The organism is Pseudomonas putida (genome assembly GCF_050989985.1).
In the GTDB taxonomy this organism is placed as follows: domain Bacteria; phylum Pseudomonadota; class Gammaproteobacteria; order Pseudomonadales; family Pseudomonadaceae; genus Aquipseudomonas; species Aquipseudomonas putida_AI.
In genome coordinates, this window is the sequence record NZ_CP158815.1 from 3,204,073 (window position 1) to 3,228,291 (window position 24,219).

Genomic DNA, 24,219 nt, shown 5'->3' on the forward strand with positions numbered 1-24,219 from the left:
CGCATGTTTTGAGCAATAATTTGTCGGTTTTGATTATCGAATATCAGCATCGGATCTCTTACTATTTTGGATGACTGATATAGGCGAACGCCTTCTGGATTTTTCCGTCATCGCTCGTTGTGTACGTACTTTTCTTCAATTGAAATCTTGACTGACTTCTTTAAATTAATCGCTCGATAGTTGCCTTTCACAATTGGAAGAATTAGATGTGCTAGGACACAAAGGCTTGGAGATGATTCAGTTTCTGATGATTCTGTTTCAACTTTTAATGGTTCTTGTCGCGACCCTAAGCGGACTGACAGCGAAAACTCCTAAGTTTGTGAGTTTTAGAAAGCTGATAAGTGGAAGTCAGCCAGCCCTGAAGAGTTTCCCTGGGCGGTGGGTATAAAGGGGATGCAATTATAGAAACGCTATCGACCTTGGATTCATTTGGTCATAGCTTCGGTAGCGGTTCACTTGGTGGGGTAGACGGCGTTGGGCGAGTGGCTGTGGGTCTGAGACGCAACCGGTAGTCTTGTGAGTTAACGTAACCTTGAGACCGGTGTCACACTCAAACTACAGGAACAATGGCTCGTAATTCCGAGCCACGCCTATGATAGGTGTACCTCTCCGATGATCAATCAAGATGATTATCGCTTTAAGTCCCACCACCTATTGCTTGAGCTTGATGCCGCCACCACTCATTTGATGATGCTTGTGTCAGCACGTCAGTTAGAAGGCGCCTCGTGGATTGAAGCGACCAATCGCCAGAAGCTGGCCTATGAGGCATGGGAAGCGTTTCTAAATGCACCTGAAACTGATCCTATGCCTGTTTTCGATGGGCGAGGGCCCAGTGTGAACGGACCATTGACCGATTGATGAGTAGCTTCCATTTTCGCAGGCACTAGATTCACATCCGTAGACCGTTGCGAAGTTTGTTGCTCATTGCGAGGAGCCTTCATCCTCAAAAGCGCTTCTGAGGACGGTGAGCAGCCACACCATCAAGTCATAGGTATTTACCGTCTCGGCAGGATTCGGATCAAGGTGTTGTCTCGGACCCAATAATGGTGAAACAACCCGGCCGCTGCATGCACCGCGATCAACCAGTAGCCGGCATTGCCGAGCAATTCGTGCCAGTGTTTAAACTGCCTGGTCAATGCCGGATCAACCTCTATTGGCGTAGGTAGAAAAAAACCGAAATAGGGCATGGGTTTGCCTTCTGCTGATAGCAGCAGCCAGGCCAGCACTGGCGTGGCGATCATCACCACGTACAACAGCAGATGGATCAGGTGGGACGCGCCAGCTTGCCAGGCGGGTAATGCCGGTGTGATGGGGGGGCGCGGTGCCAGTCGTCCGAGCAGACGAACCCAGACGAGGGCAAAGATGCTCAGGCCGAACAATCCGTGTAGCCCGAGAAACAATGTCCTCAAATGCCCGCCACGTGGCAGCAGCCCCTTGATTTCGATGCAACCGTACACACCGACAAACAGCGCCAGCATTAGCCAGTGCAGGGTGATCGACAGTTTTGTGTAGCGCTGCGGTGTTGAGTGACGGGTCATGGTGGGCCTCGATAAGTTGATGCTGCAAGTGGGTTGCCACCCTGCCTCCCCAGTCTTAAGGCAATCTGAAGACCCTTGGGCCAATTCTTTTGTCACCTTCAGACTTCGTTAAGAAATGCCTTTAATAATTCACCCCAATTGATCCGGGGAGGTGTTTTTCAATGTCCGAATTCAACTGGAATGTTCAGTTGCCGCTGCATTTCGGCCAGGCCGAAACACCACAGATGAATCTAGTCAGAGCATTGCCGGGCGACGCGCAGCGGTCCGTCTTCGAAGGCTTCATTCAGCAACGTTTTCGCAAGGCTCACGGCGCCGACATCCGTCATTTCATGCCGGAACTGTTTGGCATGAGCGATGTGTCCGGTGCGTTGTGTGCTGTGGTCGGTGTGCGTCTGGCAAACCCGGAACCGCTGTTTTTGGAGGGCTACCTGGATGAACCGATTGATTCGCTGATCAGTGCCGCAGCAGAGCGGACCGTAGACCGATCCGTCATCGTCGAAGTTGGCAATCTGGCGGCAGCCGACACAGGCAGCGCACGAATGAGCATCATCGCCATGACCTACGTGTTAGCCATGGGCGGCCTGGAGTGGGTGGCGTTCACCGGCAATATTGGTCTGGTGAACAGCTTCCATCGCTTGGGTTTGAAGCCGGTGACACTGTGTGCAGCAGACCCTGCGCGCTTGGGTGAGGACCGCCACGCTTGGGGCAGCTATTACGAAAGCAAGCCCTGGGTGCATGTTGGCAACATCCGTTCCGGTTTCACTCACTTACGCAATATCGGTCTTTTCAGTCGCTTGGGTTTGCCGTCGGCCATCGAGGGTTGCTGCCATGTCGCATGAAACGACGCGTTTTAAACAAATCCTGCGTAACCATGCTGAGCTTAAAACCAATACCACTGCGTTGTGGGATGATCAGCTGAAACTGGACTACGCCACGCTGTACAGGGAAGTGATTTACCGCCAGCAACGACTGCGCGACGAACATATCAAGGTGGTCGCCCTGGCGTTGGATAATGGCGTCGAAGCGATGCTTTGGGACTTGGCAGCCCTGTTTGAGGGCTTGACTTGTGTGGTTTTGCCACCGTTCTTCAGCCCGACGCAACGCAGTCACTGCCTGGAACAGAGCCAGGTTGAGAGAGTGATCGCCGAGCCGCAATTGGCAGCCGAACTGCAAGCGGTCGGTTATGAAAAGAAAGGTGAATTTTGGCGCCGCACCTTCAGTGGTTCGAATCGGATACCCGAAGGGACCGCCAAACTGACCTTCACCTCCGGCACCACCGGAGCACCTAAAGGCGTGTGTTTGAGCGCCGACAGCATACTGGGGACCGCCCGCGAACTGGATCAGGCCAGTCGAAGCGCCAATCCGCAGCATCATCTGGCGCTGCTACCGCTCGCCATTTTGCTGGAGAACATCGGTTGTTATGCCGCGTTGTATGCCGGCGCGACCTTAAGCCTGCCCAGCCAGAAAACCCTGGGAATCCAGGGCGCCAGTGGTGTGGATGTGCCGCAACTACTGGTATGCCTGGCCAGTCGATCCCCGCAAAGTTTGATCCTGGTGCCGCAGTTGCTGCTGATGCTGGTCAGCGCCGCCGAGCAGAAAGCCTTCGATCCACGGCCCCTGCGCTTTGCCGCCGTGGGGGGCGCCCGAGTCAGCGAAGAATTACTGTATCGTGCGCAAACCTTGGGCGTGCCGGTTTTCGAAGGTTACGGATTGTCCGAGTGTGCGTCAGTGGTGTGCCTCAATACGCCACAGGCCAGCCGTCCTGGCAGCGTCGGTCGACCCTTGCCCCATGTGCAGATTCGCCTGGCCGATGACGGCGAAGTCCTGATCAAGGGCTCGACCCTGCTGGGTTACCTGGGGGAGGCACCTCACGCTGGTGAGTGGTGGCCCAGCGGCGATCTCGGCGAGTTCGACGAGGAGGGATTTCTCTACCTCAACGGCCGTAAAAAACATCAGTTCGTCACCAGTTTCGGTCGCAACGTCAACCCCGAGTGGGTAGAGGCCGAACTGACCCAACGCCGTCACATCGCCCAAGCCTTTGTCTACGGCGAAGCCATGCCGGGCAACCATGCATTGTTCTGGCCACACCGTGCGGACTGCTCGGACGAGCAGTTGGCCGCCGCTGTGGACGAGGCCAACGAGGCTTTGCCCGACTATGCCCGAGTCCATCAGTGGACCCGCCTGGAACAACCCTTCACTGCTACAAATGGCCTGCTGACGGCCAATGGTCGGCCGCGCCGCGATGCCATCGTCGAGCGTTACCGGGCGCAGCTGACTCAACCCGCTTTTACCGAGAGTACCCGCATCATGAGCTTTTTCGACACGCTGCAAGCAGCCACCCACCAGGAGCGCAACACGCTTTTCAATCTTCCGATCATCGTGGATGCCCTCGAAGGTAAGGTCAGCCTGGAAAGCTACCGGGCGTTCCTGACGCAGGCGTATTACCACGTACGCCACACCGTGCCGTTGATGATGGCTTGCGGTGCACGTTTGCCGTCGCGCCTGGAGTGGCTGCGTGAGGCGGTGTGCGAGTACATCGAGGATGAATACGGCCACGAACAATGGGTACTCAATGATATTCAGGCCTGTGGTGGCGTCAAGGAAGCCGTACGCGACGGTCAACCTTCGTTGGCCATCGAGCTGATGGTGAGTTTTCTCTACGACCTGATTGCCCGGGGCAACCCGGTGGGATTGTTCGGCATGGTCAATGTACTGGAAGGCACCAGTATCGCTCTGGCCACTCACGCTGCCGATAGCATTCGCGACCGCCTGGCCCTGCCGGAAAACGCCTTCAGCTACCTCAGTTCCCACGGCTCGCTGGACATCGAGCATATGCAGACTTACCGCCAACTGATGAACAAACTGGACGACCCTGGTGATCAGGCTGCGGTCATTCACGCCTCCAAAGTGGTGTACCGGCTCTATGCCGACATGTTCCTTGGTCTGCCACGTGATGAGGAGAGCCCACATGCGCCTGTCTGAGGCTCGCGTGGTACTGACCGGTGCCAGCGGCGGCATCGGCCTCGCGATCACCAACGCCCTTTGCTCCAGTGGCGCCAAGGTGTTGGCCGTGGCCCGGCATCGGGAGGCGCTGGAACCCTTGCTGGAACGCTATCGGGAAACGCTGTTCTGGGTCGGTGCCGACCTGAGACTCCAAGCTGATCGCCGAAAAGTGCTGGCCGCCACTGAAGCCTTTGGCGGGATCAACCTGTTGATCAACGCCGCCGGGGTTAACCACTTCGCCATGCTTGAACAGCTGGATGACAGCGAGATCAATGCGATGTTGGCGGTGAACATCAGCGCGCCGATCTGTCTGACCAAAACCTTGCTGCCTCTGCTCAAACAGGCCGAAAGCGCCATGGTCGTGAACGTCGGCTCGACCTACGGCTCGATTGGCTATGCCGGTTACGCCAGTTATTGTGCCAGCAAATTCGCCTTGCGCGGGTTTTCCGAGGCTTTGCGCCGGGAACTGGCGGACACCCGGGTCAGTGTGTTGTACGTCGCACCGCGCGCCACTCGCACGAGTATGAACAGCCTGGCGGCGCAGGCCTTGAATGATGCACTTAAATCCAGCGTCGATGACCCGCAGACTGTCGCCTCGGCAGTGATCCACGCTATTGCCGGCGACCGCCGCGACTTGTACCTGGGGTGGCCGGAACGCTTTTTCGTTCGCCTCAACAGCCTGCTGCCCAACCTGGTGGACCGTGGTTTGCGCAAGCAACTGCCACTGATCCGCCGTCTGAGCCAAAAGCCAAACGACGAGGATCTCAAGCCATGAAGAAATTTGCTGCGTACTTATTTCTGGGAGCCTTAAGCCAGAGTGTCTGGGCCCTGGACGCTGCCGACCAACAGCGACTCACTGGCATCCAGCAGAGCTGGGCGCATATTCAGTACGAAGTGCCCGAGGGGCAACGCACCGCCGCCTTCGAAAAGCTCGCCACCCAGACGACAGCGTTTACCCAGGAACGCCAATCGGTTGCTGAGGCCTGGATCTGGTCCGGCATCGTCACCAGCAGTTGGGCCGGCGCCCAAGGCGGGCTCGGGGCTTTGAGCAAGGTCAAAGCGGCGAAGGATGACCTGGAAAAAGCCTTGGCTCTGGACCCCAAGGCCTTGCAAGGCTCGGCCTACACCAGCCTCGGTGCTCTTTATGACCGCGTACCGGGCTGGCCCATCGGTTTCGGTGACTCGGACAAGGCCGAGCAACTGCTCAAGCTTGCCTTGCAGTTGAACCCCAACGGCATCGACAGCCTGTACTTCTGGGGTGATCACCTCTACCGTCAAAAGCGCTACGCTGAGGCCAAGGCAGCGCTGCAAAAGGCGCTGCTGGCAGCCCCTCGTCCTGGCCGGGAAACCGCTGACGCCGGACGCCGCAAAGAGATCGAAACGCTGCTGGTGGACGTGAATAAGAAACTCAGCTGACAGGAGTCTGTGTGCGCTTATTACTGATTGAGGATGACGTGCCCCTCGGCGAAGGTATTCAACAGGCCTTGGCACGCGAGGGCTATACAGTTGACTGGTTGCAGGATGGCAGCCGCGCCCTGCATGCGTTGCTCAGCGAGTCCTTCGACCTGGCGGTGCTCGACCTCGGCCTGCCGCGCATGGATGGGCTGGAAGTACTGCGGCGCCTGCGTGACAGCGGCTCAAACTTGCCGGTGTTGATTCTCACGGCTCGGGATGCCACCGAAGATCGCATCGCCGGCCTCGACGCCGGGGCTGACGATTACTTGATCAAGCCCTTTGACCTGGCCGAATTGAAAGCCCGTTTGCGGGCCTTGTTGCGGCGCAGTGCCGGTCGCGCTCAAGTACTCATCGAACATGCAGGCATCTGCCTCAATCCCGGTACCCAGCAAGTCAGCTACAAGGGCACACCAGTATTACTGACCCCCAAGGAATATCAGCTACTCCACGAACTGCTCTCACCGCCGGGCCGAGTCATGACCCGCGATCATTTGATGCAGTTACTCTACGGCTGGAGCGAGGAGGCTGAAAGCAACACCCTGGAAGTGCATATCCATCACCTGCGTAAGAAATTTTCAAGCGATCTGATCCGCACCATTCGCGGCGTTGGTTATCTGGTGGAGGAGAGTCAGTGACGTCGATCCGCCGTCGTACCCTCACGCTAATCATCGGCCTGATGCTTGCTGGTATTGCCGTGATCAGTGCATTCAATTTACACGACAGTAATCATGAAATCGCCGAAGTCTATGACGCCCAACTGGCACAAAACGCGCGGTTGTTGCAAGGCGTGTTGCGTATGCCGTTGGCCAGCAAGGAACACGCCGACCTGTATCAAGCGTTCAACAAGGCATTGGGCGAAGCGGAGCCCGGAGTTGTCGGTCATCCATATGAACACAAAATTGCCTTTCAAGTTTGGAATCGCCAGGGCCAAGTGCTGGTGCACACAGTCAGCGCTCCCTCTTTCACAACAGCTCCGTCTCAAGCCGGCTTCAGCGATGTAGTGGACCTGAACAATCGTCACTGGCGCGCGTTTCTGCTCGAAGACAAACAGAATGACCTACGCATTTGGGTCGGCGAACGGGAAGATGTACGGGCTGAACTGGTAGACAGGATAGTGCGCCATACCCTGTGGCCCAATGTGTTGGGCAGTCTGATACTTGCGGTGATGGTTTGGTTGGCCATCGGTTGGGGGCTCAGGCCGCTGGCGAACATGGCGGCGACCCTGCGCGCACGCCACAGCGGCTCACTGGAGCCCTTGCATCTGTCGCCGCTGCCCAGTGAGTTGGAGCCAATGCAAGCGGCGCTCAACCGGATGCTCGCGCAGATTCAGGAAGTGTTGGGGCGTGAACGACGTTTCGTCGCCGACGCCGCCCATGAAATGCGTACACCACTGGCTGTGCTCAGGGTGCATGCGCAAAACCTGATGGAGGCTGGGAGCGAGGAGGAGCGCCGGGCATCGCTTGGACACTTGATTGCGGGCGTGGACCGCACCAGCCGACTGGTTAACCAATTGCTCACGATGGCGCGCATTGAACCTCAGGCAAGCATTCAACCGCCTGAATACATTGACCTGGCGGCCACGGTTCGCGACAGTCTGATTCAGCTGACTCCCTGGTTGTTGGGCAAGGGTCTGGAACTGGTGCTCGATGTAAGTGATGACATCAGCCAAGTGAGGGTCGATCCGGCCGCCATCGATATTGCACTGAACAATCTGGTGAGCAATGCGGCGAATTTCTCGCCCGCGCATGGGCTGATCACCGTAAAGCTAGTTAAAACAGAACATGGCTATGAACTGTCCGTCGAGGACGAAGGGCCAGGGATCAAGGACGAGGATCATGATCGGCTGTTCGAGCGATTCTACAGTCGCGGAAATGAACAGGGAGCGGGATTGGGGCTGACCATCGTTCAGACTATCGCGGTTCGGCTTGGTGGGCGGGTCAGCCTGGAGAATCGCACACAAGGAGGCTTGCGCGCTATGTTAGAAATCCGCCGCTTTTGATGTTGTCATTTACAAGACGCGTGACCTCTTTTGGCCGCTCTCTGCCTGTCACCGCTACTGGCGGCAATCCGGAATTCTTTACCGATCATGGTTGCGATGCGTGCTGGTCAGATCCCATGCGATCGATGGTCAGGTCGAATGCAAGCGGGTGACCATGTGAGTGCAATTTCGCAGACCACATCGTGCTTGGGCAAAACGCCCAGTTAATACAGCACTCTGCCATATTCAACTGCCAAAGCCCGGCTCTTAGCATGTTCCTATCGAACAACATCAACAGGAGCAGCGCTAATGACTGAGTACAAAATTGCCTTGGTAGGGTTTGGTGGGGTGAACCGTGGCTTCGTCCAATTGGTCGCCGATCGTAATGCCGAGTGGAAAAAATCACTGGGCTTCACTATTAAAATTGTCGGTGTCACCGATCTGTTCCTTGGCTCCATCGTTGCTAAAGACGGTCTGGATGCAAAACAGTTGGTTGCGCTGCCGATTGAGAAAGGCGCACTCGCTCAACTGCCCGGAGGCAATGCTGAGGCATTCAACGAAACCGTAATCAAGCATTCTGGTGCAGACATCATCGCTGAGGCCACTTTCACCAATCCGGTGGATGGCGAGCCAGCAACTACCTTTTGCCGCTGGGCCTTGGAAAGTGGCATTCATGTAGTGACCACCAATAAGGGGCCTATTGCGCTGCACGATGCCGAGCTCGAGGGATTGGCCCGTCGTAACCAGGTCGCTTTCGAATACGAGGGGGCGGTGATGAGTGGCACCCCTGTGATTCGTCTGGCCAAGCAGGCCTTGGCGGGTGCCAACGTGCAAGGCTTCGAAGGCATCCTGAACGGCACTTCCAACTACGTGCTCACTCAGATGAAAGACGGTCTAACGTTCAACGATGCCGTCGTACAGGCACAACAGCTCGTATACGCGGAGGCAGATCCAACCGCCGATGTGGAGGGGTTCAACGTACGCCTCAAGGTGGTCATCCTGGCCAACGAACTTCTGAATGCACGACTGAATGTCGGTGATGTAGCGTGTTCGGGAATCAGCAATATCAGCGCGGAAGATATTGCTCAGGCAAGTGCCAATAGCTCGAGCTGGAAACTGATTGGCTCAGCCAATCGTGAAGCCGATGGCTCGGTTCGAGCGAGTGTCGAGGCCCGGCTGCTGCCGAATTCGCATCCTCTAGCAGGTATTGCCGGCGCCACGAATGCCGCGTCACACAATACCCAACTGTTGGGCGCCGTCACGGTGTCCGGGCCTGGGGCAGGTCGTATCGAGACAGCCTTCGCATTGCTGTCTGACATCGTCGCCATCCACACCGCCCACGGCAAATAACAGGAGATAGTCATGAGCGTATCCAGCATGGCCAGTATCCAGCTTGTAGAGGCCAAACAGATTGATGTGTTCAGTCCATTCGATGGTCGCTTGGTAGGGAGTGTCCCTTGCCTCGATGCTGCCGCAGTTCCTGGCTTGCTGGAACGCGCGCGAATCGGCGTGCGCGAGAGCGCGGCAATGCCTCGTCACATGCGTGCGCGCATTCTTGAGGACGCCGCCCGGTATGTGGAGATTGAGTCTGACGCATTTGCCAAGCTGATAGTTGCAGAGGCGGGAAAAACGCTTCGACAAGCAGAGAAGGAAGTGAGGCGTTGTGTGAACACGTTGAAACTATCGGCGGAAGAGGCGCGTCGTAACGCCGGTGAAGTTATCCCATTTGGGGCTTATGAAGGATCGGAGTCGCGCCAAGGTTGGTTCACGCGGGAACCCTTAGGACTTATCGTCGCCATCACGCCCTATAACGATCCGCTGAATCTGGTCGCCCATAAACTCGGCGCGGCAATCGCTGGTGGCAATGCTGTGATTTTGAAACCTTCGGAACTCGCGCCGTTGTCTGCTCTCAAGCTCGTTGAGTGCTTGGTGAAAGCGGGGCTTCCACCTTCTGTGATTACCCCGGCAACTGGTGGCGTCGACTTGGGTAAAGCATTAGTGGAGGTTCGCGAAGTTCGGATGATTTCCTTTACGGGTGGTTTTGCCACGGGAGAGGCTATCGCTCGCAGTGCTGGGTTGAAGAAGCTAGCAATGGATCTGGGAGGAAATGCCCCGGTTCTCGTGCTTGAAGATTGTGATATGAAACCGATTGTTGAGTCCTGTGTGTCTGGTGCCTTTTGGGCAGCAGGCCAGAACTGTATCGGCACTCAACGCATCCTTATACATAGTTCAATTTATGAGGACTTCCGTGAGCGTTTTGTCAGCCAAACGCGCGCCTTAGTAGTGAGGGATTCTGACCAGCGAGCAACAGATGTCGGCCCGATGATTACGGAGCAGGCGGCCCGTCGTACCGAACAATTGGTAAACGAAGCACTGGCCGAGGGGGCCGTTCTTCTGTGTGGGCACCATCGCCAGCTAGGAAGCTATGCGCCTACCGTACTCGAGCATGTGAGGCATAGCAGTACGATTTGGCAGCAAGAAGTCTTCGCACCCGTGGTTATCCTAGAGCCTTTTGACCAGCTGGAAGACGCTATTGCTCTGGCCAACGTAACAGAGTACAGCTTGCATGCAGGTCTTTTCACACGAGATATTTCCACAGCTTTGAAACTAGCGCGTCAGATTGAAGCGGGTGGCGTGATGATCAATGATTCTTCCGATTATCGTTTCGACGCCATGCCTTTCGGTGGATTTAAGTACGGAAGTTTGGGGCGTGAAGGGGTTCGATTTGCGTATGAGGACATGACGCAGCCTAAAGTCGTCTGCATCAACGAGCTGGATAAAACTATGAAGTAAATTGCTTTCGGTTTACATCGGGTGGACGCTTTTATCCGACGCCCGATGTCCCTTGTGTTAAAAATGGAAGTGGATCGAACGTGCCTACACAGAAGTGCACGCCGATGCTTTGTGAGATATCCTGACCTCAACTGTAAAGCGGTGAACGGACAACTTCTTTGGTTCACCCTATCTCACATTTTCATGTAGTCATTTACGAGGTTAATCATGTCCAAACTCGCAGAATTCCGCCAACTCGAAAAACACCTGGCTGAGCAGCTCCAAGCTCTCGAAGCCCTGAAAGGCGATGCAGGTCTCAAGAAAGAAATCGAATTTGAAACGAAGCTGCGTGCTTTGCTCGCCGAATACGGTTACAGCCTGCCGAACGTGATCAACTTGCTCGATCCACAAGCTGGCCGCCGGCGTGCTCCTGTTGCCGAATCTACTTCCGGCACTCGCAAGCCTCGCCAGGTGAAGGTCTATAAAAACCCGCACACCGGCGAAGTCGTCGAAACCAAAGGTGGCAATCACCGGACGCTGAAAGAGTGGAAGGCCGAATACGGCTCTGACACGGTCGAGTCGTGGCTGTCCAAGTAATCTTGGTTTGAATACAAGAAAGGGCCCTTCAAGGGCCCTTTCTTGAGGGCTAGATTGTCGCTCACGAACAGCAATCAAAATTCAGCTGATGTTGCTGATGTTGAGTAGGTGCCTCGCGATGCGGTGTCGTGAGTTCTGGGGTAATTAGATCTATTAGGGTAGTGCTTGATGTGTTTTGCGTCTTTTGAATAATGGGTAGTCCGATTGCTGTTTTTCACATCAGCATGCAGGTACTTTCACTAGAAAAGTGGTTCCAGACACTTTGTCGGAAATCACATCAATAGTACCCATATGCGCAGCCACGATTTGGGAGGCGATGTACAGACCCAAACCCAAGCCAGTGCTAGGGCCAAGGTCAAGTGAAGCGTGCTGGGAGAAGCGCCCCATAGGATTAAAGATGAAGGGCAGGGTATCTCCTGGTATAGGCTCGCCGAGGTTGTGGACTGAGAAGACAACGTTGTTATCAGATACGTCGAGTGAAACGTTAATCGGGAAAAGTAGATCACCATGCTGCACTGCATTGCTGAGCAGGTTTGAAAATACTTGCTCCATGCGGGCTCCATCAAATTGACCGCGAGCCGATCCCACTTTTTTGAGTACGATATCTGCCTGTGGATGAAAAGTGCGGATCTCTTCAACGATACGTGTGCACAGTGGTGTGAGGTCGATATCTTCCTTTTTGACGGGAATTCCCGGGCCCATTTGGCAGCGAGTCAGATCTAGCAAGTCGCCAACTATCTGACTAGCCCGTCTTACGCTGGTGTAAATCCCCAATGCGATTTTTCTGGCGCGAGTCCCCAGATCACCCGATTGTCGTAATACATCGGCGCCCAACAAAATGGCTCCGAGTGGCGTGCGTAAATCATGGCCGAGGATGCCTAAAAAAACGTTGCGTGAAGCCTCTACCGCGCGAGAGTAGCTAGCAATGGATTCGGCGAGCGCTTGGTCGATTGCCTCGTTGAAGCGGATCATATCGTCTACCTCTAGAACTGTACCTGCCTTCATCTGGCCCAGCCATTGACTGAGTACGCTTGTTCTCAGAGCGCGATATTCGGATACCATTTGATCCAGCGTGAAACCCGCCATTAAACGTGTGACGGCATGGGTTTCAGCAGCGGTTTCCAACTCGTCGATAGGTGCGTTACCTTGGGCCTTGGCGATCTGTTCTTGCGCGGACTGGTATGTGCAAAGATCTAGCGCAATTGCTCGCAGCATCTGCTCTGCATGATCCCGTAGGCCCTTGGAGTCTAAATCCTCACCGGGCACTTCAATAGTTCTTGCGAAGTCTTCCCAAGCTTGCAGTATCGGCTCAAGTTCCTTGATGATGAAATCAGACAAGCGCATGACGTGAATCCTGATTATGAAGTCGTATTCGAGGTCGAAAGCGCGAACTTTGCAGCGTTAGCTAAATTAGAGCACCGATTCGGTCACCTGGCATTGATAGCTGACACCGAGTCTATTCGCTACGAACGCAGAGAAACAATCTTCTAGCCCATTTCGAGTGCCATCGGCCTGCCTGAGTGCTGGCCGACGGTTTGACGTTGAAGTTAATGGCGAAGAGTTTTTTCCACGTTAGTCGCCATTTCCGTGTCTTGACGCAGGCTCAGGCTGACGTCCCAATGGCGTCAAGCCTTAGTCACTAAAATCATCTGTATTTCAGTCCTATGCAGACGAGCTGTTTCTTCAGTCGGGAGACGGTTACACCTACCGGGGGCATTTTGATTACGCGCGGGCGTGAGAGTCTCTTCGCATTTCTGGTGCAGAACGCGCACAGCGACCTCAAGTATTTCAAGGTGCCACTGAACAGGGTGATTAGGCTAGGAGTTCACGTGGGGACGTGGCATGCAAGACCCCTTCGGGGGGGGGCGGTTTCGATGCGAGCAAAACGAAAATTTGGCTCGTGAGTATGCGCAATAAAGAAGCCATCCTGACTATGGAAATCCAATAGGTACGTCCGTTCAGTGAGTTGCTTTTGAATGGAGGAAATGGATTCTTACACCCAGACTCCTCTTGTGTGATCACCCAATGACATCGGGTCGGCAGGCGCTAAAACTGCTCAAGCTCAGGGCCCGCTCAGCTAGTCGTGCTTCTGGCCGCTTGCGAATGCTTTTTCGACATCGTCTAAGGCCTGCCACGGAAGGATGCCTAAAGAGGCCTTCACGCATCCTGTGTCATGCGGGAATGTCTGGTCTCTGTTCAATTCAGCCTGCTCTGCGTTGCAAGTCTTGCATCTGATAACTCCCTGATTTATCGCCCAATTTGAATGCCATTCCAGGAGTTTCTCTGTCGGTGTCATTGGATGAATTCTCTCGGGTGAGGTTGCTGATTTCTTGATGCCCTTTCGGGATGACAAAGGGGACGTCCAGCAGTTCAAATGTCTAATATTTTTTGTCCAATAGCTCCCTGTCAGAGGGTTGCAGACGGCCCAGATTTGCTTCTGGTGCAACGCAGAAGGGTTTTGAGCATTCGATTATCTGCTACACCTCCATTCGTGAGCTTCGCAAACCTTCAACAGAGGCAAGGATGATGAATTCAAGCTGGGCAGATCAGGTGGCGCTTGTGAGTGGAGCGGGCAGTGAGCTTGGAATCGGTATGGCTATTGCCCATCGTCTTGGGGCCCAAGGGGCCAAGCTGATCGTCACGGCAAGCAGCGCACGCATCAATGAGCGGGTTGCGGAGTTACGCGCCGCCGGCTTCGAAGCAGAGGGTCGATCGGTAGACTTAACTGAGGAAACTAAGGTTAGTGAGTTCGTCGCTTGGGCTGAGGCCGTCTGGGGCCGCATCGATATTCTTGTAAATAATGCCGGTATGGCGATGCAAGGGAGTCCAGAACTGTTCGTCGAGTTCACGGATACGAGCCTCGAAACCTGGAATCTTTCCATCGCTCGAAATCTGACAACTGCGTTCCTGTTAACTCAAGGGGTGTTGCCTGGGATGCGGGCTAGAGGATATGGCCGCATAGTGAACATCAGCTCAACCACAGGTACACGAGCCAGTAATCCAGGAGAGGCTGCTTATAGTGCAGCAAAGGCCGGAATGGTAGGGATGAACATGAGTCTTGCTCTTGAGGTTGCTCATCTAGGTATAACGGTGAATTCAGTTGCCCCTGGTTGGATAGCTACAGGGTCGAGCACTCCTGATGAAGTCAAAGCAGCACGCTCTACACCTCTTGGGAGAGCGGGTCGGCCAGAGGAAGTGGCCGCTGCCGTTGTATTCTTGGCTTCACCTGAAGCGAGTTACATCACAGGTGAGTTGCTCGTGGTGGATGGAGGCAATTGCTTGGTTGAGAACAAAGCTTATTAAGACTTTTTTAATCCCTTCTGCGACCGTTGACTCCTGGCTGGCCAAGTGATTTTGATTTGAGTACAAAAGGGCCCTTCGAGGGCCTCCTTGTATCTCATTCGAGAGCGGCGGTTGTTCTTCTCGGCGCAGAGATCAAGCAACTCCTGGGTCTCTTGAGTAACGCCTCGCTGGCGCTACCATCCGTGCGCTTCTGGCCAAAAGAGGGGCACACGAGTATCAATGCTGGCCAACGCTTCCAGGTACAGACCCACCCTGACCGCCCCTGCGCAGTATCAATACCGCCACCTCATAAACAAGGACGGCTTTTCCCCCCGTCGTAGCGACGTCGACTTTAAACACAACCCAACTTCGCTCATTGTTTCCCGCGTGGATGAGTGATCGAACGACTTGAGCTGAGAGCTTGAGAATGTCTCCAGGCACTACTGGAGCAACCATCCTAAATCCATCGATCTTCACACCCGCCACGACGTTTGTTTGAAGCATTAAGGCATCACACATCACCGGAGAAGCGTCGCCGTTTTGTGCTGGCTGTCTACGCCGAAATTCGACGTCAAGTCGGAGCGGACTTCCCGGTGGGGATTAAACTCAACTCCGCTGACTTCCAGCGCGGTGGCTTCACTGAAGAGGAATCGATGGAAACAATTCGCGCGCTGATCGACGCTGGTATGATCTAATCGAGATATCCGGCGGCACCTATGAGGCTCCAGCCATGAGTGGTGCGATGCATGAGCCGAAAAAAGGCTTTACCGTAGCACGCGAAGCGTACTTCTTGGAGTTCGCAGCGAAAGTTCGAGCTAACGTGCAAGTACCCTTGATGGTCACAGGCGGTTTTCGCACTGCGGCAGGGATGAACGAGGCACTGCGCTCCGGATCGCTAGATGTGGTCGGTCTGGCACGATTGTTGGCTATTGATCCGGATGCCCCAGCGGCATTGCTGAAGGGGAGCGACAGCAATCAACAGGTGCGACCAATCAATACCGGCATCAAGGCAGTGGATCGCATGGGGATTATGGAAATCCTCTGGTACACCGGACAACTCAAACGCATTGCCAAAGGTGGCGAACCTCGTCCCAACGAAAGTGGATTCTGGGCGTTCCTCAAAGCTGCGTTCGGCAGCGGGTGGGGGGCATTCCGCACTCGCCGCTTGCGGGCCCGCCCCTAGCACCAGCCGACTGCTTTATTGCAGCACTGGCGTTGACCTCTTACTCGGGGCGCTCAGGCGTCATAAGCACCGCTAGCGTCATTTTGATAAATTCCTCGTTGCGGTCGATGGAGGGCAGAGCCCCTCGTACGTTCTCGGCAACCTCACCTGATCCATGCTGCTCGACCCAAAGCGTCAGCTCTAAGATGGCAGCCTCAAGGGCAAGCTGGTTCTGATTGATCTTGAACAGCAGGGAAGGGAGCAGGTCTTCGTTGGCCATCGCGATTCCTCCGTGGAAAGGAGAAGCGTAGTAGGAGGAGGTGTTAAAGACTGGGTAGCCTATGGCTGCACTGTAGGTATTCACCAATTCGGAATAGTCATCCGTAATCGGCGTGCCGATACGAGTGGTTCAAAGACTCAGGGACGTATGCCCTACGCCACTCTGACGAGGATGCTCGGCATTCAGGAGCGAACAAACAGCCTCCGCCTCGATCTTGGAGTTGAACACACCGTGTTTGCTAGCAGAGCCTCCCTCGACGAGATCCACAACTCGATACTGCTTGATGCCGTCATCCGTTCTGGTTGTTTCGATGACCCTGAATCTTGAATGCATGGTACGTTCCTGCTGAAACTGGTGCTTTAGGAGTACCGCTATGACTCCATGATTTCAAGAATTATGCAGGACTGAACTGAGATAATTTATGACAGGGCACAGTGATTCTCTGCGTGAGGATAGAGTCTTTGCGGGAGGTGGGAGGGGGGGGCTCAAATGTAAGTGTTCGGCGAACACACCTTTCTGCCTCATCGCTTGCTCGACACACACCTACGACAGCAGGAGTTACTCTTCAGCTTACAGGCTAGCCGTCAAGTTTTGGCATCAAAAATGCCTTTTCCAATTGTGACGATTTGATGACGGCGCAGTCCTATAGATAGGCAGTTCCATCGAGCCTACCAAGACTTAAGTGCAAGGTAATGGAGGTGAGTATGAAGGCCAGAGCCACAGTGATATGCCGCAAGAATGATCATGTCCTCTATGTGCGCAAGCCGAAATCCAAATGGGCACTACCTGGCGGCAAGATAGAGTTAGGCGAAACACCTGCTGAGGCCGCAGTGCGCGAGCTTGAAGAGGAAACAGGACTGGTTGCTGAAGACTTAATCTATCTCGCACGTTTTGAGAGGGACGACACCACCCACTTCGTGTTCATGACCGCACTCCAGCCTGGTGAGAAGCCGTCTCCGCAAAATGAGATTGCCGCGTGCAAGTGGAGTCACTGGAAACGATTTCGTGATATTGAGTCGAGTCCTGTTACGAAGGTAATCGTGAAAACGTTCGCTGACTTCCAATCGATTCACTGAACTTCCTTTGAGGTCGCTACCTCGGGCCAATGGGCACGGCTCATATAGTCAGCCGAGCATCTCCTTGATGAAGGATGCAACGTTCTTGGCATCGCCGCTCCCTCGGTGATAGGTACCTTGCCATTCCAGGCCCGCGACTCGACAGTTTGCTTCAGTTATTTAGGTCGATCGTCATATAGGCTGGCATACCATTTCCTGGCATTTAAATTTGGCAAGCCGTCGAGTAGGGAATCTGAGAGTAAAAGGCTCTGGATGGCGCATTAGTGGCTGCGTTTTCAAGTGGACTACTTGTATCCTCTAATCGGCCAGGGACATACGCTGGCAACGATCTCAATAATTTCAGTAATAGCGAAAACGGGGAAACCGGATTTTGCATTAAGGTGCTGACTTGAAGCGTGACATCCACCTCGTTGTACTTTTGCTATTGGTCATCTGCTGTTCCTTAGCGTCCCTGACTATCTGGAAGGTTATGGCTTCGCGCGATCGGGCGCTAGAGGAGGTGAACATCCATGGATTGAACCTAACCCAGGCGCTTGTTACCTATTCCGAGGGCATCGTCACGCAAAGCTCACTGCTCTTGCTAGGGCTCGTCGAGCGACTGGAAAAAGAGGGAAATGAACCCGAGCAGATTTTGCGGCTGAGTGCGCTAGTCAGTCGACAGCAACCTCTTATGCCACAATTGAGTGGCATAACCATCTATGACAAACAAGGCCGCTGGCTGATGTCTTCCAACCGGCCTATACCGGTTGGAGCCAACAGTAGTGATCGGGCCTATTTCATACATCACCGTGATAACGCTTCCCGGGAACCCTTCATCGGGCCACCGATTCGTAGCCGGGCTAACCAGGAGTGGGTTATCACAGTCAGTCGGCGTTTCGACGATGCTCGGGGAGATTTTGCCGGGGTGGTAGCGGTAACCCTGGGGGTTGAAAACTTCCTGCGATTGTTTGGACAGATTGACGTCGGACAGGACGGGGCCATTGGGTTGACTAATACCGACGGTACGTTGCTGGTTCGTTACCCATTTCGTGAACAGGACATGGGCCGTAACTTTTCGAAGTCAGTGATTTTCGCTCAGTACCTCGTCGACAAATCAGTCGGTACCGCCTCGTTTACTTCGAGCTTGGATGGAGTGGAGCGCCTCTACGCTTTCAGGAAGAGTGACAAGTTACCGTTGGTGACTACCGTTGCGCTGGGCAAGCGCGAAGCCCTGGATACATGGCGGATAGAAGCGTTGCTGTCGATAGGGGTCGTGAGCAGTTTGATCGTAATCACTGGAATCATTGGTTTATCGCTCTTGCGGCATATTCGCCGACGAATCAAAGTTGAGGAGGAGTTGCGCGTCGCGCAGCAGCAACTGCTTTGTTCTAACGAGCAATTGGAGTTGTTGGCGATGAGGGATGCGTTGACCGGCTTGGCGAACCGCCGTTGCTTTGATCAGACACTTGCCATCGAAGCGCGGCGAGCGAAGCGGGAAGGGGGTCCGCTAGCCTTGCTATTGATCGATATAGACTATTTCAAATTGTTCAATGACTCGCTTGGGCATGTCGCCGGAGATACATGTCTTCAGGAGGTAGGCAAAATTCTGGTGGATTGCGTTCGGCGACCATCCGATTTGGTAGCAAGATACGGTGGAGAAGAGATGGGCATCATCATGCCCAATACGAACAGTGAAGGTGCCGCTGTAGTAGCGCAAACCATCCTCGACCGGGTAAAGCAAAGGAGTATTCCTCACAAATCCAGCCCGTTTGGGCTTCTCAGTGTAAGTATCGGCATTGCCACAGCTTCGGGTTCAGAATTGGAACAAACTCAATGGCTTATCAAATCAGCTGATCAAGCACTGTATCGTGCTAAGGAAGCTGGCCGGGGCCAAGCTGTCTGCTATTCCTAGTGCTGTAACTGACTAATTGAGAGTTCGAAATCGCCAAAGTCTAAGCGCGCTTTACGTTGACTTTCCGCCCTTGCGCAAGTCCACTTGTCAGCAAGCCACGTTGCCGAACACCACCCATTTTGAGTTTATTCAGCGTTTACTTCTCAAGATGGGTAAGCGTCCGATGATCTCACCTTGCAAATCAATTTTAAAATCTGATTGCATGCCTTTATTGGTATTACGCCACCGTTCCCCTTAGCCGCAGCGCTTTGGGAGACGCTCGAAGTAAAGCCACTTGCGCAATTGGATGGACTTGAACACCCATGTGCACTGCCACTGATCAGTCAATTGCGTTCGTGCTGTCCAATCGTTTGCATTCGACTTGACCAGCATAAGCGGTAGTGACGACCACCGGAGAACGACCGGAAACGGTCAATTCGCTTCGGAGGAACATTGTTCGCCTGTCAAGGTTTCACCAATGGAGCCGGGGTTTTGATGGATACCAACGCCAACGAATCGTTGACGTTTTTTTCACAAAAAATTACACGACCCACCTGATCCGATTATTCTGTTTGGACATACTCAGTAGACACGGAGACTCCTATGAAACCGCGAAAATTTATTTGCGGCACCGACGAGATCAGAATCAACATCAACGACATCTCCGAGCTTACGTACTGGGCAGATAAATTTGGAGTGTCCAAGGGTGAGATCATATCTGCTGTCAGGGAGGTAGGTGATTCGCTAACCGCAGTCCAGAAGCAGCTCAAGAAAATACTACATGTCTGAAGCGGGCGGGTCAGTCAACGTCGTTGGAAACGTGTGCGGCGCCCTGGGAGCCATCGACAAAGACGAAGAATTCATCAAGAAAACGCTCGCGGTTATGATGGCGTCGTAGTAATTCCTATCCGGCAGAAGTTTTCAGTCAAAGTGCGCTGATAAGGAAAATGTATCGTGCCGCCTACATCTGCGTACCTAACAAGTCTAGGATCTAAGGAATCTCGTAGCTGGTACTTAGCTAAGCGCACTGCAAAATAGGAGGTAAAAAGCGGACAAGGCATGTCTGGTCACCTCAGCGCTTATTATAGGCAACACGTTACATACAGGCTTATGATCCGGTGTAGCGCTGATAAAGGCTTGTCAGTGCCTTCTGATACTGGTCACCAGTAAACTTAAACCTAATTTTACCGATGGCTTCCGCCGCCTCAATGACCGTTTGAGCTTCGTCCTGGCCATTCTTCGCCGCCCACTCTCTCGCTGCCTTGATGACAGACACTTCAGTTGTTCTCATGGCTGCGCTCAACATGATTTTTTCGCCCGACTTTGCTATCTGCTGAACAGTTCAGCAGAAAGACTCTGCTGATGCGTCGAAAATAACAATCGTCTTCCCCGCGCACGTGATTAAACGCCCCCCACCAGTGCGGCCACAGCTCGATAATAGAGAAGCGCCCGAAGCGTCTGGGCAACCAAATGATGCGTGCCCCCGACGGAGATTGCAGGTTCGCACGAGCTAATGGCTTTCCATTTTCGTCTTCTGGCTGAACACCGGCGGCCATCAAACGGGCAGCGGCGATCATGAGCTTGATCCAATCATGCACGCATGAATGGGCACGATCCGTATGCTTACCTGAAAGAGGTGCTGACACGCCTGCCGACTCAGCGGGCGAATGAGATTGCGGAGTTGCTACCACAAAAATGGGCGTCCGTTAAACTACTTAGGCGTGCTCGCCGGACGATTACGCTTGATCAACCTGAAACGGTTTCGCGAACAATATCTATGAAGGCTCTTAAGCCGCCTACGCCGACGTGGTGGCTCCCAACACTGAAGGCTTAGGTGAATTGTCGGGGCAGATTGTGCAACGGGTACACAAGAAAACGCGCATGCTGGCATTGCCTGATAGGTCAGCTATTGTTGCTTGATTATATCCTCCCTGGGGGGATATGATTTTCGAAATCTTCAAAGCGAATTAACCGCCTCAAGTTTCGATCGGGAGCTGACATGGCTTGGGTCATCACTAAGTACTTCGTTACCGCTGGAGTCGTGGTTCTGGTGTCCGAGCTGGTGAAACGTAGCGACAAGTTGGGCGGTCTAGTGGCAGCTCTTCCGCTTGTCACTGTGCTGACTCTGATCTGGCTCTACGTCGAACATCAGAGCCAGGAAAAGATTGCGAACCATGCCTGGTACACCTTCTGGTACGTTGTGCCGACACTTCCCATGTTCCTGGCGTTTCCTCTGCTACTTCCCCGGCTGGGGTTCTGGCCGACTTTGATCGGCAGCATCGTCATAACGATGTTGAGTTTCGGGCTGTTCGCCCTGTTCGTGCGGCGATTCGGTATTGAGCTGCTTTGAGTAAAGCGCGACTCGTGATCGCATGGGGGGTATCCCCCGAGGGGATTGTTGCCTCTTGTCTAACTATTTGGGATTAAAACATGACCAAGCTCGCCACCCCGCATGAGCACACGCACCTATCGCACAGCGCCATTATCAAGCGGTTGAAGCGCGCCGAGGGTCACTTGCGCAGCATCATCACGATGATCGAGGATGGGCGCGCCTGCGTGGATATCGCTCAGCAGCTCCATGCGGTGGAGAAGGCCGTCTGCCATGCCAAGCGCACGCTGATCCAGGATCACATCGACCATTGCCTCGAAAACACCCTTGGAGCGCTTGCTAGCGGCGAGCCAGCGCCGCTGGATGAGTTCAAGCAGATCACCAAATACCTCTGAGCCGCTGAATAGTGAGTAATCAGCCCATTTCATTGCACGCCTCCCGCACGAAGCGATAGATCATGGGTGAGCCGACCAGTCGGACAGGCCGGCTCTTGCTGTCAACCGCGCAGCAAATGTACCGCGAGGCCTGCTAGGGCGCAGGCCAGCAGAACCTGGATTACGCCGCGCTTGAAGCGGAACAGGGCCACCGCCGCCGCGATGGCGATCAGCGCCGACGGCCAATCGAAGGCGCCACTGAAGCCGTTGGGCCAGAGCATGTGATAGCCGAAGAACAGGGCAAGGTTCAGGATCACTCCCACAACGGCAGCGGTGATGCCGGTCAGTGGCGCGGTGAATTTCAATTCGTTGTGCGTCGACTCCACCAGCGGGCCACCGGCGAGGATGAACAGGAAGGACGGTAGGAAGGTGAACCAGGTGACCAAGGTCGCAGCTATCGCCCCGGCGAGGAAGGGGTGCTCGGCGCCAAACATCGGCTGGACGTAGCCACCGACGAAACCCACGAACGCCACCACCATGATCAACGGCCCCGGTGTGGTTTCGCCCAGAGCGAGGCCATCAATCATCTGAGAGGCGGACAGCCAGCCGTAGTGGCCGACCGCCCCTTGATAGACGTAGGGCAGCACCGCATAGGCACCGCCAAAGGTGAGCAAGGCAGCCTTGGTGAAGAACCAGCCCATCTGCGTCAGTGTTCCGTGCCAACCGAACGAGGCTGTCAGCAGCCCCATTGGCAGCAGCCAGAGGGCGGCCCCGATCACGGCCAGGCGCAGCAGATGCCCCCAGCGAAAGCGCGCATGCTCGGGAGTCGGGGTGTCGTCATCGATCAGCGCCGGGCCATAGCTGGCCTTCGCTGCCCCATGTCCACCGCCAATGACAAACTTACTCGGCAGTAGCCGTCCGCCGATATAGCCCACGATCGCAGCCACCAGCACGATGATCGGGAAGGGCACGTTGAGCGCGAAGATGGCAACGAAGGAGGCCGCAGCCATGGCCCATAGCCAGGCATTCTTCAGGGCCCGTGAGCCGATCCGGTGGGCCGCATGGATGACGATGGCCGTCACCGCAGGCTTGATGCCGTAGAAGATGCCAGCCACTACCGGCACTTCGCCAAAGGCGACGTAGATCCACGACAGGCCGATCAGGATGAAGAGCGACGGCAGCACGAACAGGGCGCCGGCGATCACGCCGCCCCAGGTACGATGCATCAGCCAGCCTATATAGGTGGCCAACTGCTGAGCTTCCGGCCCCGGTAGCAACATGCAATAGTTCAGGGCATGGAGGAACCGCCGCTCGCTGATCCACCGACGGCGTTCGACCAATTCCTGATGCATGATCGAAATCTGCCCCGCCGGGCCACCGAAACTGATGAAGCCCAGCTTCAGCCAGAACAGGAACGCCTCGAACAGGCCGATGGGAGCTCTAGCGGAGGTAACCTTCCCGGTGGCACGCATAGTGGATTCAGTCATGGTTTTTCTCGTCGTTTGCGAAGGCGATCAGCAGGCCATTGAAGATGCTGCTGGCTGCCTGAAGAAGCTGGTCGTCATCCGTGATGCTTTCTCGCAGCCCGGCCAGGACGCGTTCGATACCCGATGCCTCAGTGGGCTGGCTGCCACCGACGTCTAGGTAGTGCACGACGGCGGCGATGCGATTCAGGGCAGGGCTTTCGAGCTGGAAACTGGCCAGCAGGGTTTCGAAGGTGACGCGCTTTCCGGCGTGGCTGAAGGTGGCCCCGTCGAAGTCGAACCCCAGTGCATCGGTTGGGCAGTCATGTACGGAGTCCAGCCAGAGGATGTGCGCCGCCGGGTCGATGAAGCGGTGGATCAACCAGGCGCTGGCAAGACGATCGACCCACGGACGTTTGCGTGTAGCCCAGACGCGCCCCTGGAAATCCCCCGAGGCAAGCATCGCGATGGGCTCTGCATTGCTGCCGGGTTCGTCCGATGAGAGCGCGCTGCTGATGGCCGTTTCCAACGTCTGCAGCGCTGAGTCGGCCTGCTGTTTCTGCTCGTTTGGGAAAAAGTCGATGGCGCTCAGCTGGGCGAACGCCTTGCGCAGCTTGCGGGCTTGACGTGCGGTTTGCAGGGCGTTCTCGCCAGTCAGTTCGCCAAGGCAACTGGCGATATCGTCCCGTAGTTTGCCGTATTCCTCGCTCCGGTCGAATAGCGGAATGAATCGCTCGCCGGGCTCGCTGATCGAAAACAGGTAGGCCGTGCCATTGATGGCGAGCACCTCTCGTTCGATCATTTCGAGGGCTTCCCGGCCAGCGACATGCTCGGGCAACAGATAGATGCCGTCGCGTAGCACTGCCGCCCCGCAAGACTTGAGCGCTCTCCAGGCGCGCATACGCTCGGTCGCGTTGGCGGTTGGGAGGCCGAGCACCAGAAGCAGCCATGTATTCATGTAGAGGTCTCAACGTATTTTGTTGCTATCTCTACTATAATAAATATCCGGACGGGCTGTAACCAGTATTCAAGTTACGAAT

The 24,219-nt window shown here is 55.0% G+C and carries 24 protein-coding genes and 3 pseudogenes; 20 read left to right on the top strand and 7 right to left on the bottom strand.

The annotated features are described in order from the left end of the window. The first annotated feature begins 612 nt into the window (after nt 1–612). Entirely contained in the window at nt 613–858 is a 246-nt protein-coding gene (locus ABTV29_RS14885) for a hypothetical protein (RefSeq protein ID WP_433771450.1), read from the top strand. 137 nt (nt 859–995) lie between these two features. Here the strand turns inward: ABTV29_RS14885 and ABTV29_RS14890 are convergent, their stop codons facing one another. Then, nucleotides 996–1,538: a cytochrome b gene (locus ABTV29_RS14890; protein WP_433771452.1), complete on the bottom strand. Its 543-nt coding sequence runs from the start codon at nt 1,536–1,538 to the stop codon at nt 996–998. 161 nt (nt 1,539–1,699) lie between these two features. Between ABTV29_RS14890 and ABTV29_RS14895 the strand changes: the two genes are divergently transcribed. From ABTV29_RS14895 to ABTV29_RS14940, 10 genes and pseudogenes are all read left to right on the top strand, one after another. Beyond that, a complete protein-coding gene (locus ABTV29_RS14895; protein ID WP_433771454.1) occupies nt 1,700–2,377 on the top strand; it encodes a thermostable hemolysin in 678 nt (225 codons plus the stop codon). Then, nucleotides 2,367–3,836: pseudogene (locus tag ABTV29_RS14900) on the top strand (AMP-binding protein); the annotation flags it as partial. The gene ABTV29_RS14895 and the pseudogene ABTV29_RS14900, both read left to right, overlap by 11 nt. Continuing rightward, entirely contained in the window at nt 3,810–4,520 is a 711-nt protein-coding gene (locus ABTV29_RS14905) for a TenA family transcriptional regulator (RefSeq protein WP_433771883.1), read from the top strand. The pseudogene ABTV29_RS14900 and the gene ABTV29_RS14905, both read left to right, overlap by 27 nt. Then, nucleotides 4,507–5,316: an SDR family oxidoreductase gene (locus tag ABTV29_RS14910; protein ID WP_433771455.1), complete on the top strand. Its 810-nt coding sequence runs from the start codon at nt 4,507–4,509 to the stop codon at nt 5,314–5,316. The genes ABTV29_RS14905 and ABTV29_RS14910 overlap by 14 nt, the downstream gene beginning before the upstream one ends. Continuing rightward, entirely contained in the window at nt 5,313–5,957 is a 645-nt protein-coding gene (locus ABTV29_RS14915) for a tetratricopeptide repeat protein (protein WP_433771457.1), read from the top strand. Before ABTV29_RS14910 ends, ABTV29_RS14915 begins: the two co-directional genes overlap by 4 nt. Before the next feature lie 11 nt (nt 5,958–5,968). After that, the gene (locus ABTV29_RS14920) at nt 5,969–6,631 is read left to right on the top strand and encodes a response regulator (RefSeq protein ID WP_433771459.1); all 663 of its coding nucleotides are present in this window, start codon (nt 5,969–5,971) and stop codon (nt 6,629–6,631) included. After that, entirely contained in the window at nt 6,628–7,995 is a 1,368-nt protein-coding gene (locus ABTV29_RS14925; RefSeq protein WP_433771461.1) for an ATP-binding protein, read from the top strand. Before ABTV29_RS14920 ends, ABTV29_RS14925 begins: the two co-directional genes overlap by 4 nt. 288 nt (nt 7,996–8,283) lie before the next feature. Continuing rightward, nucleotides 8,284–9,324, top strand: a complete 1,041-nt coding sequence (locus ABTV29_RS14930; protein WP_433771463.1) for a homoserine dehydrogenase — start codon at nt 8,284–8,286, stop codon at nt 9,322–9,324. A gap of 12 nt (nt 9,325–9,336) precedes the next feature. After that, nucleotides 9,337–10,767, top strand: a complete 1,431-nt coding sequence (locus ABTV29_RS14935) for an aldehyde dehydrogenase family protein (protein ID WP_433771465.1) — start codon at nt 9,337–9,339, stop codon at nt 10,765–10,767. Between the two features lie 207 nt (nt 10,768–10,974). Beyond that, nucleotides 10,975–11,343, top strand: a complete 369-nt coding sequence (locus ABTV29_RS14940; protein WP_433771466.1) for a histone-like nucleoid-structuring protein, MvaT/MvaU family — start codon at nt 10,975–10,977, stop codon at nt 11,341–11,343. Between the two features lie 219 nt (nt 11,344–11,562). Here the strand turns inward: ABTV29_RS14940 and ABTV29_RS14945 are convergent, their stop codons facing one another. Then, on the bottom strand, nt 11,563–12,687 hold the full coding sequence (locus ABTV29_RS14945; protein ID WP_433771468.1) for an ATP-binding protein: 1,125 nt from the start codon (nt 12,685–12,687) through the stop codon (nt 11,563–11,565). Between the two features lie 320 nt (nt 12,688–13,007). Here ABTV29_RS14945 and ABTV29_RS14950 point away from each other — a divergent pair, with 320 nt between their 5' ends. The 3 genes from ABTV29_RS14950 (at nt 13,008) to ABTV29_RS14960 (ending at nt 15,808) form a co-directional block, all read left to right on the top strand. After that, nucleotides 13,008–13,247: a KUP/HAK/KT family potassium transporter gene (locus ABTV29_RS14950; RefSeq protein ID WP_433771470.1), complete on the top strand. Its 240-nt coding sequence runs from the start codon at nt 13,008–13,010 to the stop codon at nt 13,245–13,247. 622 nt (nt 13,248–13,869) lie between these two features. Next, nucleotides 13,870–14,646, top strand: coding sequence for an SDR family NAD(P)-dependent oxidoreductase (locus ABTV29_RS14955; RefSeq protein ID WP_433771885.1), 777 nt, complete (start codon nt 13,870–13,872; stop codon nt 14,644–14,646). Between the two features lie 721 nt (nt 14,647–15,367). Further along, the gene (locus ABTV29_RS14960) at nt 15,368–15,808 is read left to right on the top strand and encodes a hypothetical protein (protein WP_433771472.1); all 441 of its coding nucleotides are present in this window, start codon (nt 15,368–15,370) and stop codon (nt 15,806–15,808) included. Between the two features lie 40 nt (nt 15,809–15,848). On the opposite strand, the gene ABTV29_RS14965 is transcribed toward ABTV29_RS14960, so the two are convergent. Next, nucleotides 15,849–16,067: a hypothetical protein gene (locus tag ABTV29_RS14965; RefSeq protein ID WP_433771474.1), complete on the bottom strand. Its 219-nt coding sequence runs from the start codon at nt 16,065–16,067 to the stop codon at nt 15,849–15,851. A gap of 704 nt (nt 16,068–16,771) precedes the next feature. Between ABTV29_RS14965 and ABTV29_RS14970 the strand changes: the two genes are divergently transcribed. The 3 genes from ABTV29_RS14970 (at nt 16,772) to ABTV29_RS14980 (ending at nt 19,802) form a co-directional block, all read left to right on the top strand. Next, a complete protein-coding gene (locus ABTV29_RS14970; protein WP_433771476.1) occupies nt 16,772–17,143 on the top strand; it encodes an NUDIX hydrolase in 372 nt (123 codons plus the stop codon). Nucleotides 17,144–17,531: 388 nt separating this feature from the next. After that, nucleotides 17,532–19,034 (top strand): diguanylate cyclase, encoded by a 1,503-nt coding sequence (locus ABTV29_RS14975; protein ID WP_433771478.1) that lies wholly within the window; start codon nt 17,532–17,534, stop codon nt 19,032–19,034. Nucleotides 19,035–19,616: 582 nt separating this feature from the next. Next, nucleotides 19,617–19,802, top strand: coding sequence for a DUF3606 domain-containing protein (locus tag ABTV29_RS14980; protein ID WP_433771480.1), 186 nt, complete (start codon nt 19,617–19,619; stop codon nt 19,800–19,802). A gap of 319 nt (nt 19,803–20,121) precedes the next feature. Here the strand turns inward: ABTV29_RS14980 and ABTV29_RS14985 are convergent, their stop codons facing one another. Both ABTV29_RS14985 and ABTV29_RS14990 read right to left on the bottom strand, forming a co-directional pair. Next, nucleotides 20,122–20,304 carry a hypothetical protein gene (locus ABTV29_RS14985; RefSeq protein ID WP_433771482.1) on the bottom strand — a complete coding sequence of 61 codons (183 nt, stop codon included), beginning with the start codon at nt 20,302–20,304 and terminating at the stop codon, nt 20,122–20,124. 145 nt (nt 20,305–20,449) lie between these two features. Then, a pseudogene (locus ABTV29_RS14990) lies at nt 20,450–20,572 on the bottom strand (VOC family protein); the annotation flags it as partial. On the opposite strand from ABTV29_RS14990, the pseudogene ABTV29_RS14995 reads away from it, so the two are divergent. From ABTV29_RS14995 to ABTV29_RS15005, 3 genes and pseudogenes are all read left to right on the top strand, one after another. Beyond that, a pseudogene (locus tag ABTV29_RS14995) lies at nt 20,571–20,718 on the top strand (transposase domain-containing protein); the annotation flags it as partial. The pseudogenes ABTV29_RS14990 and ABTV29_RS14995 sit on opposite strands and share 2 nt — an antisense overlap. Nucleotides 20,719–21,012: 294 nt before the next feature. After that, nucleotides 21,013–21,363: a DUF3147 family protein gene (locus ABTV29_RS15000; RefSeq protein ID WP_433771484.1), complete on the top strand. Its 351-nt coding sequence runs from the start codon at nt 21,013–21,015 to the stop codon at nt 21,361–21,363. Nucleotides 21,364–21,443: 80 nt separating this feature from the next. Beyond that, entirely contained in the window at nt 21,444–21,737 is a 294-nt protein-coding gene (locus ABTV29_RS15005) for a metal-sensing transcriptional repressor (protein WP_433771486.1), read from the top strand. Between the two features lie 101 nt (nt 21,738–21,838). Here ABTV29_RS15005 and chrA read toward each other — a convergent pair whose 3' ends face one another. Together chrA and ABTV29_RS15015 are read right to left on the bottom strand one after the other, a co-directional pair. Then, entirely contained in the window at nt 21,839–23,203 is a 1,365-nt protein-coding gene (gene chrA, locus ABTV29_RS15010) for a chromate efflux transporter (protein WP_433771488.1), read from the bottom strand. Beyond that, a complete protein-coding gene (locus ABTV29_RS15015; protein ID WP_433771490.1) occupies nt 23,196–24,137 on the bottom strand; it encodes a chromate resistance protein ChrB domain-containing protein in 942 nt (313 codons plus the stop codon). Before ABTV29_RS15015 ends, chrA begins: the two co-directional genes overlap by 8 nt. Nucleotides 24,138–24,219 lie beyond the last annotated feature (82 nt).